This window comes from Mycobacterium stomatepiae (assembly GCF_010731715.1).
GTDB classification, from domain to species: domain Bacteria; phylum Actinomycetota; class Actinomycetes; order Mycobacteriales; family Mycobacteriaceae; genus Mycobacterium; species Mycobacterium stomatepiae.
On the sequence record NZ_AP022587.1, the window covers coordinates 5,035,685 to 5,048,610 of the forward strand.

The 12,926-nt window shown below is 66.2% G+C and carries 16 protein-coding genes and 1 pseudogene; 7 read left to right on the forward strand and 10 right to left on the reverse strand.

Annotation, left to right across the window (positions count from 1 at the left end):
* Positions 1 to 32: 32 nt before the first annotated feature.
* Positions 33 to 185: a hypothetical protein gene (locus G6N54_RS24030; RefSeq protein ID WP_163787999.1), complete on the forward strand. Its 153-nt coding sequence runs from the start codon at positions 33 to 35 to the stop codon at positions 183 to 185.
* On the opposite strand, the gene G6N54_RS24035 is transcribed toward G6N54_RS24030, so the two are convergent.
* The 6 genes and pseudogenes from G6N54_RS24035 to G6N54_RS24060 form a co-directional block, all read right to left on the reverse strand.
* On the reverse strand, positions 182 to 1,348 hold the full coding sequence (locus tag G6N54_RS24035) for a thiolase family protein (protein ID WP_232072966.1): 1,167 nt from the start codon (positions 1,346 to 1,348) through the stop codon (positions 182 to 184). The two genes, G6N54_RS24030 and G6N54_RS24035, sit on opposite strands and share 4 nt — an antisense overlap.
* Positions 1,349 to 1,369: 21 nt before the next feature.
* Positions 1,370 to 1,990, reverse strand: a complete 621-nt coding sequence (locus G6N54_RS24040; RefSeq protein ID WP_163792641.1) for an alpha-ketoglutarate-dependent dioxygenase AlkB — start codon at positions 1,988 to 1,990, stop codon at positions 1,370 to 1,372.
* An 83-nt stretch (positions 1,991 to 2,073) separates the two neighbouring features.
* Entirely contained in the window at positions 2,074 to 3,153 is a 1,080-nt protein-coding gene (locus tag G6N54_RS24045; RefSeq protein WP_163792643.1) for a cation diffusion facilitator family transporter, read from the reverse strand.
* Complete coding sequence (locus G6N54_RS24050; protein WP_163792645.1) at positions 3,150 to 3,548, reverse strand: ArsR/SmtB family transcription factor; 399 nt, start codon at positions 3,546 to 3,548, stop codon at positions 3,150 to 3,152. The genes G6N54_RS24045 and G6N54_RS24050 overlap by 4 nt, the downstream gene beginning before the upstream one ends.
* A gap of 76 nt (positions 3,549 to 3,624) precedes the next feature.
* A complete protein-coding gene (locus G6N54_RS24055) occupies positions 3,625 to 4,470 on the reverse strand; it encodes a mycofactocin-coupled SDR family oxidoreductase (protein ID WP_163792647.1) in 846 nt (281 codons plus the stop codon).
* Positions 4,471 to 4,491: 21 nt separating this feature from the next.
* Positions 4,492 to 6,425, reverse strand: a pseudogene (locus G6N54_RS24060) (heavy metal translocating P-type ATPase).
* 94 nt (positions 6,426 to 6,519) lie between these two features.
* On the opposite strand from G6N54_RS24060, the gene G6N54_RS24065 reads away from it, so the two are divergent.
* Positions 6,520 to 6,873 carry an ArsR/SmtB family transcription factor gene (locus tag G6N54_RS24065; protein ID WP_163792649.1) on the forward strand — a complete coding sequence of 118 codons (354 nt, stop codon included), beginning with the start codon at positions 6,520 to 6,522 and terminating at the stop codon, positions 6,871 to 6,873.
* Between the two features lie 124 nt (positions 6,874 to 6,997).
* Positions 6,998 to 7,255, forward strand: a complete 258-nt coding sequence (locus G6N54_RS24070; RefSeq protein WP_163792651.1) for a type B 50S ribosomal protein L31 — start codon at positions 6,998 to 7,000, stop codon at positions 7,253 to 7,255.
* Positions 7,256 to 7,321: 66 nt separating this feature from the next.
* On the opposite strand, the gene G6N54_RS24075 is transcribed toward G6N54_RS24070, so the two are convergent.
* From G6N54_RS24075 to G6N54_RS24085, 3 genes are all read right to left on the reverse strand, one after another.
* The gene (locus tag G6N54_RS24075; RefSeq protein ID WP_163792653.1) at positions 7,322 to 8,464 is read right to left on the reverse strand and encodes a GTP-binding protein; all 1,143 of its coding nucleotides are present in this window, start codon (positions 8,462 to 8,464) and stop codon (positions 7,322 to 7,324) included.
* Positions 8,465 to 8,569: 105 nt separating this feature from the next.
* Positions 8,570 to 9,118 carry a hypothetical protein gene (locus G6N54_RS24080; protein WP_163792655.1) on the reverse strand — a complete coding sequence of 183 codons (549 nt, stop codon included), beginning with the start codon at positions 9,116 to 9,118 and terminating at the stop codon, positions 8,570 to 8,572.
* 14 nt (positions 9,119 to 9,132) lie between these two features.
* Positions 9,133 to 9,510 (reverse strand): hypothetical protein, encoded by a 378-nt coding sequence (locus G6N54_RS24085; protein ID WP_163788000.1) that lies wholly within the window; start codon positions 9,508 to 9,510, stop codon positions 9,133 to 9,135.
* Positions 9,511 to 9,627: 117 nt separating this feature from the next.
* On the opposite strand from G6N54_RS24085, the gene G6N54_RS24090 reads away from it, so the two are divergent.
* Both G6N54_RS24090 and G6N54_RS24095 read left to right on the forward strand, forming a co-directional pair.
* A complete protein-coding gene (locus G6N54_RS24090; protein WP_163794938.1) occupies positions 9,628 to 9,969 on the forward strand; it encodes a metal-sensitive transcriptional regulator in 342 nt (113 codons plus the stop codon).
* A 101-nt stretch (positions 9,970 to 10,070) separates the two neighbouring features.
* Positions 10,071 to 10,322 (forward strand): hypothetical protein, encoded by a 252-nt coding sequence (locus G6N54_RS24095; RefSeq protein ID WP_163792657.1) that lies wholly within the window; start codon positions 10,071 to 10,073, stop codon positions 10,320 to 10,322.
* Between the two features lies 1 nt (position 10,323).
* On the opposite strand, the gene G6N54_RS24100 is transcribed toward G6N54_RS24095, so the two are convergent.
* A complete protein-coding gene (locus G6N54_RS24100) occupies positions 10,324 to 11,064 on the reverse strand; it encodes a class I SAM-dependent methyltransferase (RefSeq protein ID WP_163792659.1) in 741 nt (246 codons plus the stop codon).
* 109 nt (positions 11,065 to 11,173) lie between these two features.
* On the opposite strand from G6N54_RS24100, the gene G6N54_RS24105 reads away from it, so the two are divergent.
* Positions 11,174 to 12,169 carry a permease gene (locus tag G6N54_RS24105; RefSeq protein ID WP_163792661.1) on the forward strand — a complete coding sequence of 332 codons (996 nt, stop codon included), beginning with the start codon at positions 11,174 to 11,176 and terminating at the stop codon, positions 12,167 to 12,169.
* The gene (locus G6N54_RS24110) at positions 12,166 to 12,873 is read left to right on the forward strand and encodes a TIGR03943 family putative permease subunit (protein WP_163792663.1); all 708 of its coding nucleotides are present in this window, start codon (positions 12,166 to 12,168) and stop codon (positions 12,871 to 12,873) included. Before G6N54_RS24105 ends, G6N54_RS24110 begins: the two co-directional genes overlap by 4 nt.
* Positions 12,874 to 12,926 lie beyond the last annotated feature (53 nt).

Consider the following 12,926-nt stretch of genomic DNA (forward strand, 5'->3'; position numbering starts at 1 on the left):
CGTGCTGCGTCGTGACTTCGCGGCAAACGAACATGAAATTGGTCGACGTCGCGCGCCGGCTGGTCACCGAACCCAAATCCGAGCTCGAAGGCCAGTCCGGCGCAGACCGCTATGCTGCGTTCGGGTTCTCCAGCACGACGGACACACCTTGGCCCGACCCGATGCATACTCCGATGACGCCCTAGCGTGCGCCGCGCTCACGCAATTCGGTGGCCAAGGTGAGTACGTAGCGGGTTCCGGTGGCGCCGAAGGGATGTCCGATCGCGACGGCGCCGCCATTGGGTGTCAGCTTGTCATCCGGAATCACGAAACCGCCTAGCTGGTTGGGGAGTTCACGCAAGACGCCGAGCGCCTGAGCGCTGAATGCCTCATGGATTTCCCAGATATCGATCTGCTCGGGCGCCAGACCGGCCCGGCGAATCGCCATCGGAATGGCCCACGCCGGCGCGAGTCCCATGATGAGGGGATCGATGCCGTACACCGCGCTGGACACCACCCGCGCCAACGGTTCCACACCGAGTTCGGCCGCCCTCTCACCGGAGGCGACGACGACCGCGCTCGCACCGTCGGTCAGGGGGGTGGAGTTGGCCGCCGTCATCTGCGTGGTACCAGGTTGGACCGGCAAGGCCGCGAGTGTTTCGGCCGTCGTGTCGTCGCGGATGAATTCGTCGTGCTCGGCCAGCCGCGCCGGGGTCTTCTTCGTCGCGGGAATGGGCACGCTCATGATCTCCTTGGCGAACCGGCCCCGGTCGCGCGCGGTCTTGGCATGCTGTTGGGACCGCAGCGCGAAAGCATCGATCTCCTCGCGGCTCAACGAGTACCGGTCGGCAAGATTTTGGGCGGTCTCGATCATGCTGATGTAGGCGTTGCGGACGAGCAGGGCCGGGTTGGGTGGACCGCCCGCGCCCGACCACATGGTGTCGAGCATCAGGACGGGGCCTCGGGGGCTAAACGGTGCTTCGCCCTTCATCAGTGCCCACCCCGACCGCGACATCGATTCGACGCCGCCGGCGATCCCGACGCCCAAGTCGCCGGCCTTGATGGCGTGACTGACACTGACCAGTGCACTCAGTGACGATCCGCAGTATCGATTGAGCGTCGCCCCCGCGACGCTGTCGGGGAATCCGACCGCGAGCGCGGCCCAACGAGCGATGTCGCCCATTCCCTCGTGCGCGGGGTTCACGCAACCGGCCACGATGTCTTCCACGGCGTCCAGCGGCACACCGACGCGCTCGCACGCGCCTTTCATGGTCATGCCCAGTAGCTCGTCGGTGCGGATGCCCGACAAGGTGCCGCCGTAACGGGTGAACGGCGTGCGCACCCCACCTAGGACGTATGCCTCAGTCATCGTTGACCTTTCAGATACTCGTCAGGACTGGGTGACGCTGGAGAAGTTCAGGCTGATCCGCGCCCCAGCCGGGGTCTTCTGCTTGGGCACGCAATGCTGCCAGTCCCGTTGGCAGCGCCCTTGCATGATGATCAGGTCTCCGCCCGCAGGAGTAAAGACCGTGCTGGGTCCTCCGCCGATTGGGCGGAGCAGGAACCGGCGCGGCGGACCGAGACTGAGCACGGGCACGATCGCCGTCGGTACCTGGTTCGCCGGACGGTCGGCATGCCAGCCGGTGCCGTCGTGGTGGTCTCGGTACCAGTTCATCCAGATCCGGTCGTACGGCACCCCGAGCCGCTCGCCAAGCGTGGCGGCCAGCCCTGCCAGCAGTGCGGGCGCGGCGGTCAGGTCGGCGTATTCGCCGGTGAGCCTAGGTTCGTCGACCATGCGGTCGTACATCCAGCGCTGGCGTTGTTCCCACACGTCGAGGGTGGCCAGCTCGTCGACCAGCCGCATATGACCAGTGAGGAAACCCGGCACATGGGTGATCCACGACTGCTCGTCAAGCCGGTGCTCGGTGGCGTTCTCAAAAGCAGCGATATCGACTGCGGAAGTCAGGGTTTCGTCGTCGTCGAACAACGTCGCCTGATAGGCACGCGTCATCGGCGCCTCCTTGTCACCCGTCGCGGGTCTTCTAGACAACCTAGAAAGCCGACGAAATAATCCGGGGCGCTGCGGCGAGTGCCTCAGTGGTGGTGACTGTGTGACGCGGTGCTATCGCGATGTTCCTGGGCCGCGTTGGTGCCGCCGGCCGGATAGGCGTGAATCATCGCGGTGGTCAGCTTGGGCACGGCGTGAATCAGGTCGTGTTCGGATTCGTGCGCGATCTGATGTGCCGCGGCCAGACTCAGCGCGGGGTCGATGTCGAGTTCGGCGTCGGCGTGCAGCCGGTGCCCGATCCAGCGCATCCGCACGCTGCGCACCGCACGCACGCCCGGCCGCGCGGCGAGCGCGGTTTCGGCGGTATCGATGAACGTCGGATCGACGCCGTCCATCAGCCGGCGGAACACATCTCGCACCGCGGTGCGCAGCACGGCCAGGATGGCCACCGTGATCACCAGTCCGACGATCGGATCGGCCAGCGGGAAGCCCAGAGCCACGCCGGCGGCGCCTATCAGCACCGCCAGGGAGGTAAAGCCATCGGTGCGGGCGTGCAGGCCGTCGGCGACCAGCGCGGCCGAGCCGATGCGGCGTCCGATCCGGATGCGGTAGAGAGCCACCCATTCGTTTCCGATGAACCCGAGGACTGCGGCCACTGCGACCCAGCCGACGTGCTCGATGGGCCGCGGGGTGATCAGCCGCTCGATGGCCTCGTAGCCGGCGATGATCGCAGACAGCGTGATCATCGCGACCACGAACAGCCCCGCCAGGTCTTCCACCCGGCCGAAGCCATAGGTGTAGCGGCGGGTTGCGGCCTTGGTGCTCAACGCAAACGCGATCCACAGTGGCACGGCGGTGAGGGCGTCGGAGAAGTTGTGGATGGTGTCGGCGGCCAGCGCGATGGAGCCGGAGAGCACGACGACGACGATCTGCGCGATGGCAGTCGCGCCCAGGACCAGCAGGCTGATCTTGACCGCGCGGATGCCGTCGGCGCTGGATTCCAGCTCGCTGTCGAAACTGTCGGCGGCGTCGTGGGAATGCGGCACGAAAATCTCCTTGATCGCGCCCCGCAAACCCTTCGGATGATCATGCCCGTGTGGGTGCTCGTGTCCGTGGGAGTGGTCGTGCTCGTGATCGTGCCCGTGATCGTGCCCGTGATCGCTCATCGCGCACTGGCCTTTCGTGGGCGGCGGTCGGTCGTGATACCCCGCACGTCGGGGTCGTCGCGGTGGTGGGACGGCACGCCGGGACCGGCGTGTTCGGCGTTGAAGACCGCATCGGTGACCAGCTGGCGGACGTGTTCGTTCTCCAGGCTGTAGAAGATCGTGGTGCCGGACCGGCGGGTGCGCACCAGCCGGGCCATCCGCAGCTTGGCCAGGTGCTGGGACACCGATGGCGCGGGCTTGTCCACCTTTTCGGCGAGGTCGTTGACCGACGACTCGCCCTCGGTCAGCGCCCACAACACGCGAATACGTGTGTGGTCGGCCAACATTCGGAAGACCTCGACGATCAGGCTGACCTGATCTTCGGCGAGCGGCACTGCAGTGTTATCTGCATTCATGCGTAGATAGTAGCGCAAAGCCTGGTCCGACGCCTCGATGGTCCGCGCAGGGTACTCGTGTGACGGGCGAGGCCCGTCAGAACTTCGCGACTGCCCCCGCGTCGACCGGCAACGCCGCCCCGGTGATGTACTGCGCCTCGTCGGAAGCGAGGAACAGCACCGCATTGCTGACCGCGCGCGCCTCGATCACCGGCACCGGCATCATGTGGAAGTGGCCGAGCACCGCGGCCGTGTCGTCCATGGTGGGGTTGGGCAGGTCCGGCCGCAGCGTGCGGTGGAACTGCTCGTTGTCGATCATCGGCGTCCGAATATTGCCGGGATGGATCGAATTGACCCGAATCAACTGCGGTGCAAGCTCATTCGCGAGCGAGTTCATCAGGCCGACGACGCCGTGCTTGGCCGAGGCATAGTGCGCCATATACCCGCCGCCGCGCAGACCCAACATGGAACTCACCAGGATGATGGAGCCGCCGCGGCCGTCGGACATGTGTGGCACCGCCACCTTGACGGTGTGCCAGACCCCGGTGAGGTTGATGTCGAGCATGGTCTGCCAGGCGGCTTCTTCGATCATCGCGGCGGGCGCGGGACTGCCGCTGATGCCGGCATTGGCGATCACCACATCGGGTCGGCCCAACTCGTCGATGCCCTGCTGCAACGCGGCGCCAAGGCTCGCAACGTCTCGGACATCGGCCTTGGCGGTTACGATGCGACGTCCCGACTTCTCGACCAGCGCCGCGGTTTCGTCGAGATCGGCCTCGGTCGCCAACGGATAGGCGACGCTCTCCACGTCACCGCACATGTCCACGGCGATGATGTCGGCGCCTTCCTCGGCGAGGCGGACGGCGTGTTCGCGGCCTTGGCCGCGCGCAGCACCCGTGATGAATGCGACCTTGCCGGCCATTCTGCCAACGGCGTTTGTCATGGCGGACACGATATCGCTGCCCTAGACGACGGCCACTTTCGGCCAGGCGCGCGCGCTCAGCAGTCGCAACCCGTTGAGTGCGACGATGATTGTCGAACCTTCGTGGCCGGCCACGCCCAGCGGCAGCGGCAGGTGGCCGAGTAGGTCCCAGACGACGAGTGCGGTGATGAAGGTCGCGGCGATGGCCAAATTGGCGATGACGATCCGGCGCGCCCGACGCGCGAGCGCGACGACGGCCGGGATGGTGGCGAGTTCGTCTCGGACGGTGACGGCGTCGGCGGTTTCCAGGGTGAGGTCGGCTCCGGTGCGGCCCATGGCGATCGACGAGTGCGCGGCGGCCATGGCGGGTGCGTCGTTGATGCCGTCGCCGACAAACAACACCCGGCCGCCGTCGGCCTCGAGCTGACGCACGGCGGCGACCTTGTCGTCGGGCAGCAGGTCGGCCCGGACATCGGTGATCCCGACCTGTGCAGCCAGATGCGCTGCGGCTGGCCGGGTATCGCCGGTCAGCAGCGTCGCGGCCTCATCGTGAGCGCGGCGATGGCGGCAACGACCACATCGGTTCCCTCGCGCACGGTGTCGTCCAGACCGAGAACCCCCACCGCCGAGGCGTCCACGACGACGAGCACGGCGGTCGTGCCCGGGCGTTCGAGGTTGCTCGCGACGGTCGGATCGCCGTGAAACGCGCGCGGGCTGAGCACTTCGATCGTCCGGTCCGCGACACGCGCGCGCACGCCACGACCGGGCAGGGCCGCGAAATCGGTGGCTCCGGCAAACGCGAGGCCCCGTGCGCGGGCGGCCGCCACGACCGCACGCCCGAGGGGATGTTCGCTGAATTGCTCTGCGCTGGCAGCTATCCGCAGCACGTCGCCGTCGCAGTAGCGATCGTCGATCACCTCGATGCTGCTCAGTCGCGGTGTGCCGGTCGTCAGGGTGCCGGTCTTATCGATCGTGACCGCAGTGGTATCCGCGAGGTGCTCCATCGCGACCGCCGACTTGACCAGCACACCGTGGCGTCCGGCGTTGGCTATCGCCGAGAGCAGCGGAGGCATCGTCGCCAGCACCACCGCGCACGGTGACGCCACGATCATGAACGTCATTGCCCGAAGCAGCGTCGACTGTAGTTGCGCCCCGAGCAGCAGGGGTACCGCGAACAGGGCGAGGGTCGCCACCACAACGCCCACCGAATAGTGCTGCTCGACCTTCTCGATGAACAGCTGCGTCCTGGCTTTGGTCGCCGACGCCTCGGCGACCAGGGCAACGATGCGGGCGACGACGGTGTCCGACGGGTCTTTGGTGACGCGAATACGAAGTGCCCCAGCACCATTGAGCGTGCCGGCGAATACCTCTGCGTCGGTGGCCTTGGCGACCGGCATCGGCTCCCCGGTCACCGACGATTGGTCGACGTCGGACGCGCCGTCGACGACGACACCGTCGGCCGAGACGCGGTCACCGGGGCGCACACTGACCAAGTCACCCACCCGCAGGTCGGCCGCGTTGACCGATTCTTCGATTCCGTCGGTATCGATGCGGACCGCGCGATCCGGTGCGAGGTCCAGCAATCCGTTGACCGAATCCTCGGTGCGTTTGGTCGCCGCGTCTTCCAACGCGCCCGACGTGGCAAAGATGACGATCAGCAGGGCGCCGTCGAAGATTTGGCCGATGCTCGCGGCGCCGATGGCGGCAATCACCATTAGCAGGTCGACATCGAGCGTGCGAGAACGTAACGCCTGCAAGCCTTCCCAGGCCGGTGACCAGCCACCGGTGAGGTAGCAGGCCAGGTAGCAGACCCACCAACTCCACGAAGGAGCATCAACCAACTGGGCCACCAGCCCGGCCACAAACAGGACGAGCGCGACGGTCGCCCACCGGACCGACGCGACCGACCACAGGCCCCCCAGGCTCGATCGCCCTGCCTCTGGTGCGAGCGTCGGCTGCACCGTCGTGCACGTCATTGAAGTCCCTCTCTCGCCAATATGTCAGCTACATGTATACATATATAGCTCTACATATATCATATCGATTGATCGTGCGTGCTTCAATTGAGAGATGGGACATGGAGTCGAGGGCAGGGTGCCGCCACCCGCTCCTCTCGACCTGGCATCGGCAGGCAGGATCGCCGAGACGCTGCAGGCCTTGGCGTCACCCAACCGGCTGATGATCCTGACCCGGCTGCGGCAATCCCCATGCTCTGTCGGCGATCTGTCGGCTGCGGTCGGGATGGAACAGCCGGCGGTTTCTCACCAGTTGCGCCTACTTCGCGCGCTCGGACTGGTTGCCGGCGACCGCAATGGACGAAACATCGTCTACCGCCTCTACGACAACCATGTCGCGCAATTGCTCGACGAGGCGGTGTACCACATCGATCACTTACGCCTCGGCGCGAGCGAACCTAGCGCCTGACGTTCGGCCCCGGATCCAGGTCGGGGCGTTGTTGAAAATCATTGTCGACAAGGTCGCCGGGAATCGGTAGCCTCAACTCTGCGTTAATGAAAACGATTATCGATAGATGCTGAGGGGGCTACGGATGAAACCCGACATCCATCCCGATTACCACCCCGTGGTCTTCCAGGACGCAACGACCGGCGCGACCTTTCTCACCCGATCGACGATGACAACTTCACGCACGATTGAGTGGCCGACGGCGCAGGGCGTGCGGACGTACCCACTTGTCGTTGTCGAGGTCACCTCGGATTCACACCCGTTCTGGACCGGGGGGCGTCGAATCCTCGACACCGCGGGGCAGGTGGAAAAGTTCCGTCGCCGCTATGGCAATCGGCGTTGACGACTCGGGCGTTCAGCAACTCGGGTCAGGCGCTGCGTGTGGGCTGTCGCTGAATCTCGTTGTCCATCAATGGGTGTGGACGGCGCTCCACGACGGAAGCGGGTCGGGATAGGCGACCCATCGTCGCGGGCCTTGGGCTAGTTCGGTGTCGGTCAACAGCGCCGATGTCATCAGGCTCAGTACCCGGTCGCGGTCAAGCTTGAGCCCGATGAACACGATTTCCTGGCCGGGGCGAATGTCGGAGGTCGTCCAGTATTGCGCCGGCTCGATCACCAGGTTCGGTCCGGCCTGCGACCAGATCGCCGCGACGTCGGGACGGCTGGCGATCCAGCAGAATCCTTTGCTGCGCAACAACCCTTGCAATTGTTCGAGTGCTTCATGCAGGCGCTGGGGATGCAAGGGCCGCCGCGCGCGGAACGTGACGCTGCCGATGCCGTATTCCTCGGTCTCGGGCGTGTGACCGCCGCTGATCTCTTGATCCCAGCCCGGTGATTCGGCGGCGAGATCGGGGTCGAACAAGCCGGTGCCCAGCACTTCCGCGAGCGGCACCCGGCCGTGGTCGGTGGGCACGATGCGCGCCGACGGATTCAGGCGCCTCAACATCGCGGCTGTTCTCGCGCCGGACTCCTCGGTGACCAGATCGGTCTTGTTGAGCAAGATGACATCGGCGAATTCGACTTGATCGACCAGCAGGTCGGCGATGGTGCGGCTGTCGGCGTCGCTGACGGCGAGATCGCGAGCCGCCAGCGCGTCGCCGCGCGCGAGCTCACGCAGAAACGTCGACGCGTCGACCACCGTGACCATGGTGTCGAGTTTCGCGACGCGACTGAGGCTGAAGCCGTCTTCGAATTCCCAGCTGAAGCTTGCGGCGACCGGCATGGGTTTGGAGATGCCCGTCGATTCGATCAGGAGGTAATCGAAGCGGCCCGTCGCTGCCAGGCGTCCCACCGACTCGATGAGGTCCTCGCGCAACGTGCAGCAGATACAGCCGTTGGTCAGTTCGACCAGCTTCTCTTCGGTGCGGTCCAGATACCCCGTTCCGGCGATCAACGCGGCGTCGATGTTGACTTCGCTCATGTCGTTGACGATCACCGCGACCCGTCCGCCTTCGCGGTTCGCCAGCACGTGATTCAGCAGCGTCGTTTTTCCGGCTCCGAGAAAGCCGGACAAGACGGTCACCGGGAGTAGGTCAGGGCGCTGCGAAGGCATGCTTAATGATAATCATTTTCATTAAGCGCACAACAGGAGCTCAGCTTCCCTGGCGCGGAGTCGTCACGGTTACCGGCGCTCGTCTTCGAGGCGGGGGTAAGCGACTCAGTGGGGACCCATCATGCCGGGGCCCATCATGCCGGGGCCCATCATTCCCCGCATCATTGGCGGCATTCCGTCGCGGATGAATCCGGTGACTTCTAGGGCGTGTGCCCGAATGGCTTGGGTGAGAGCAGGATCGTCGGCGGTTTCTTCGGCGACGACACCGTTTGGGGTGAAGGTCAATTGACGACGGTAGCCGTTCGCGTGTCGAAACAGGGTGGGCAGACTGCTGCTCATACACATGACTTCGGCGCTCTGGTCGAGGTGGGCGTACATGCTCGATACGTGGGCTTGCAGCTGGGCCGCAAGGTCCGGCGAATTCGATTGGGTGGTGGTCCGTACGCCCCCGGGGATTTCCTCGACCGTGCGGGTTATTTCGTTGTGCCGGTTGAACATTTCCATGTAGCGGCTCATGTCGGCGGGATCGACACCCATGCCGTGGTCGACCAGTCGCAAGCCCGGCGGCGACCATCTAACGTCCCGGAGCAGGCATCCCAGCGCGAGCGCGCCGCCGCCGGCGACGAGTGCTGCACGCCTGGTTAACCTCGCCATCCCACGCCCCGCCGCTACGCTCGAGGAGTGGGCGAGGCTGTGGGTGACCCTGGCCCCATCATCCCGCCGGGACCCATCGTCGTGCCGGGCATCATCTGACCCGGTTTCATCGGACGGCCGGGCTCCATCATTGCGCCCTGGGCCATGTGGTCGCCGGGTTTCATCTGGCTGCAGCAGTCCATCTTGTCCGGCCCGGCGTGCCGACCGCCGCCGATGCCCCAATTGAGGAAGAAACCGGAGAAGAAGATGGCTGCGACGACGAACAGGCCACCGGCGACAATGCCCACCCAGGCCAGGGCTTGATTGAGCCGACTCGGCCGGCGACCCGCCGCTGCTTCGACAGCGGGCTCGGTCTTGGCGGACCCGGTTGTTGCATCCGTCGGACTTGTCATGACGTGAACCTCCTGTGGTGGGTAGATCAAGTGCACGCCATGTTACTCCTCCCGGGGAGGGGTGGGGTATCATGGCTGTTGATGCAGCTCAAGCATGCTGTGGGGATGGAGACGAAGATGACCCAGGAGCTGACGGCGAAAAAGCGCGCGGCACTCAATCGCTTGAAGACCGTTCGCGGTCATCTGGACGCGATAATCCGGATGCTCGAAACCGACGCGTATTGCGTGGATGTCATGAAGCAGATATCCGCGACGCAGTCGGCGCTGGAACGCACGAACCGGGTCATGCTGCACAACCATCTGGAGACCTGCTTCTCCGAGGCGGTGCTGGACGGGCGCGGCGCAAGGGCCATCGACGAACTCGTCGATGCGCTCAAGTTCAGTCCCGCGTTGACCGGTCCGGACGCGTGCCTCAACGGCACGGCTGCCGACGAGGCGGTGCACGCCGACAGGTCATGACCGGCTGCGATCTCGTGTGGTCGGGAAAATTTGGCTGAACATTTGATAAGACTGTGTTTCGGCGCGCGATTAGATACGGTCTCGGCTCTAATGTGATGGGGATGAGTATCGAGTACTACCTGCAGAAGGTTCCGGTCGAATCCGTTGAGCCGGGCTTCTCGCTGGCGATCGGCGAGGACGGCGACTATCGGCTGTTCCAGGTCGAATGCACGCAGATGTCGCACCGGGCCGGCTTGCCCGTCATGTTCACGCTTACCTCCGAGCCCGTCGACGGCGGCGAGCCCTGGGTACTTGAGTGCGAAGAGGGCACGCCGGTTGTCCGGCTCCTCGGTGTCGTCAAGGCCGCGTCTTAACTCAGCCAGGCTTTGCGGCGACGACGAACTGCACCGCACGCTGCGTCTGCTGTTCGATGTCGATGAGCCCGGCCGATGAGAACAGGTCGACGAAGGCGCGCCGGTCGAACACCGTGAGCCCGATGCTGCGCGCGATCACGGTCATCGCATGCCGCACCGCGGCCGGTTCGGGTGCATAACTGGTCAGGATCGCGATCCGACCGCCGGGCCGCAGCACCCGCATCATCTCGCCGGCCACCCGGAACGGCTCCGGCATCAGGTACAAGGCACCGAAACAGCAAACGGCGTCGAAGGTTTCGTCTTCGAACGGCAACATGCGGGCATCGCCGCGGACATAGCAGGTGTGCGGCCCGCTATTGTCGGCGACGGCGCGGGTCAGCATCGACTCGGAGATATCGAAACCGACCGCCAGGCCGTCATCCGGCAGCTCAGCGGCCAGGGGAGCCGTGAAATTGCCTGGGCCACAAGCGACATCGAGCAGCCGGTGCGCACCGGTCAGATGCAGGGCCGACGCCGCGCGGCGCTGTTCGGCCCGGTGTGTGAGGCCGCTGGCGGCGTAGAAGGCCGTCGGGCGCCACAGTCGTTCGTACACGGTTGCGACGAAAGGGCTGTTCATCGCGCGCTGTGCGACGGTCGGAACCGGCGCGGCCGTCGACTCGCCCAGCACGTCAAGAAAGCCGTGTCGCAGCTCGGCGGTCTGGCTTATCAGACCGCGGGTCAGTTCGACTGGATCCTGGCTCATTGTGTTGCAGGCTAGTCGACATGCCGGTGGCCCGGGTGCGGCCGCCGGGCCCATCACAGTGATAATCATTTTCATCAATGGTCATGAGAGTTCAGGCCGGGTGCGTTAGATGAGGGCCGAGCGCCGATCGCGGTTCGGGTCCATGGAAGTCCTGGTCTTCGGTTTGGTGGGGTTCGCGATCGCGGGTACGTGGCTGCGCGCCATCGTCGCCAGCAGTGACGCCTTGGCCACCGCGGGCACCGTGTTCTGTGGCGTCTTCGTCCAGGCCCTGCCCTTCCTGGGCCTCGGCGTGGTGGTCAGCGGGCTGATCGCGGTGTTCGTGCCGCCCGAGCGGCTGGTGCGCTGGCTGCCGCGCCGGCCCGCGGCGGCGGTGCTGGCCGCCGGTGTCGCCGGCGCCGCGCTGCCCGGCTGTGAATGCGGGTCGGTGCCGGTGGCGCGCCGGCTGTTCGGTGACGGCGGGGCGGCCGGAGCGGCGGCGTTGACGTTCATGCTCGCCGCACCCGCCATCAACCCCGTCGTGGTGGTCGCGACCGCCGTCGCCTTTCCCGGTCAGCCGAAGATGGTCATCGCGAGGGTAGCGGCGTCGCTGCTGACCGCGGTGGTGATGGGCGGGGCGTGGTCGCGGTGGGGGCGCACCGAGTGGATCACCCGGCGGCTGCCGCCGCACGAGTCGCACAGCCCCGGGGCGCAGTCGAAGTGGCTGGTGTTCTGCGAAGTGGCCCGGCACGACTTCCTGCAGGCGGCGGCCTACCTTGTGGTCGGAGCCGCCGCCGCGGCGGCACTGCACGTTCTGGTGCCGCCCTGGATCTTCGAAAACGTCGGCGCGCATTTGGTTCTCGGCGTCGTCGTGATGGCCGCGCTGGCCGTCACCCTGGCCGTCTGCTCGGAAGCCGACGCGTTCGTGGCGTCGAGCCTGACGATGGTTCCCCTGGTTCCGCGGCTGGTGTTCCTGGTGGTCGGGCCCGCCGTCGACGTCAAGCTGCTGGCGATGCAGTCCGGCATGTTCGGCCGGGCATTCGCCACCCGCTTCGCCCCCGCGACACTGGTCGTGGCCACCGCGGTGGCCACCGGAGTCGGCGTGCTGCTGCTGGGCGGTGCCCGATGAAACGCGAAACCGAGAACACGATCCTGCTGCTGGTCGGTCTGAGCGTCGCGCTGATCCTGGCCACCGGCGTGTTCACCCGCTACGTCAAGCCCACGCTGATGCCGTGGCTGGTGCTCACCGCCGCGTTGCTGATCGGGCTCGCGCTGGTGGCCATCGTCGGCGACGTCCGTCGCGGCGGCCGCGATCCCGACGACGGCCATGCCCACCGCGGCGGTGTGGTGTGGCTGCTCGCCGTGCCCGTCGTGGTGCTGTGCTTTGTGACGCCGCCGGCATTGCGGCCCCAGGCCGCCACCGGGTCGGTGACCAACGTCTCCAATGATGTTCTGCGCGTGGCATTTCCGCCATTGCCGGCGGGACCGGCGCCCGAGGTCTCGCTGGCCGAGGCGGTGGTACGGGCGGCCAACGACAGCACCGGGTCGCTGAACAACCGGCTGATCACCGTCACCGGGTTCGCGCTCAACGAACCCGGCGGCGTCGACCTGGCCCGCATCGTCATCATCTGTTGTGCCGCCGACGCCCAACTGGCTCGCATCCATCTGCGCGATCACGACGGCGCCAGCAGTTTCGCATTCCCCGACAACACCTGGCTGCGGGTGGAAGGCGTGGTGACGCCCGCCGAGCGTCAACCCCACACGCCGCCGATCCCGACCCTGCGGGCCGTCTCGGTCACGCCCGTCGCCGCGCCCGCCAACCCCTACGCGTAGGCCCGAAAGAACGACAAAACCGCTGGTAAGCCTGTTAGGCTCGCGTCGGCTCA

Excerpts from the sequence above, each read along its gene's own strand:
- G6N54_RS24030 (WP_163787999.1), top strand. The coding sequence starts at position 33 with ATGAAATTGGTCGACGTCGCGCGCCGGCTGGTCACCGAACCCAAATCC.
- G6N54_RS24035 (WP_232072966.1), bottom strand. The coding sequence starts at position 1,348 with ATGACTGAGGCATACGTCCTAGGTGGGGTGCGCACGCCGTTCACCCGT.
- G6N54_RS24040 (WP_163792641.1), bottom strand. The coding sequence starts at position 1,990 with ATGACGCGTGCCTATCAGGCGACGTTGTTCGACGACGACGAAACCCTG.
- G6N54_RS24045 (WP_163792643.1), bottom strand. The coding sequence starts at position 3,153 with ATGAGCGATCACGGGCACGATCACGGGCACGATCACGAGCACGACCAC.
- G6N54_RS24050 (WP_163792645.1), bottom strand. The coding sequence starts at position 3,548 with ATGAATGCAGATAACACTGCAGTGCCGCTCGCCGAAGATCAGGTCAGC.
- G6N54_RS24055 (WP_163792647.1), bottom strand. The coding sequence starts at position 4,470 with ATGACAAACGCCGTTGGCAGAATGGCCGGCAAGGTCGCATTCATCACG.
- G6N54_RS24065 (WP_163792649.1), top strand. The coding sequence starts at position 6,520 with ATGGGACATGGAGTCGAGGGCAGGGTGCCGCCACCCGCTCCTCTCGAC.
- G6N54_RS24070 (WP_163792651.1), top strand. The coding sequence starts at position 6,998 with ATGAAACCCGACATCCATCCCGATTACCACCCCGTGGTCTTCCAGGAC.
- G6N54_RS24075 (WP_163792653.1), bottom strand. The coding sequence starts at position 8,464 with ATGCCTTCGCAGCGCCCTGACCTACTCCCGGTGACCGTCTTGTCCGGC.
- G6N54_RS24080 (WP_163792655.1), bottom strand. The coding sequence starts at position 9,118 with ATGGCGAGGTTAACCAGGCGTGCAGCACTCGTCGCCGGCGGCGGCGCG.
- G6N54_RS24085 (WP_163788000.1), bottom strand. The coding sequence starts at position 9,510 with ATGACAAGTCCGACGGATGCAACAACCGGGTCCGCCAAGACCGAGCCC.
- G6N54_RS24090 (WP_163794938.1), top strand. The coding sequence starts at position 9,628 with ATGACCCAGGAGCTGACGGCGAAAAAGCGCGCGGCACTCAATCGCTTG.
- G6N54_RS24095 (WP_163792657.1), top strand. The coding sequence starts at position 10,071 with ATGAGTATCGAGTACTACCTGCAGAAGGTTCCGGTCGAATCCGTTGAG.
- G6N54_RS24100 (WP_163792659.1), bottom strand. The coding sequence starts at position 11,064 with ATGAGCCAGGATCCAGTCGAACTGACCCGCGGTCTGATAAGCCAGACC.
- G6N54_RS24105 (WP_163792661.1), top strand. The coding sequence starts at position 11,174 with ATGAGGGCCGAGCGCCGATCGCGGTTCGGGTCCATGGAAGTCCTGGTC.
- G6N54_RS24110 (WP_163792663.1), top strand. The coding sequence starts at position 12,166 with ATGAAACGCGAAACCGAGAACACGATCCTGCTGCTGGTCGGTCTGAGC.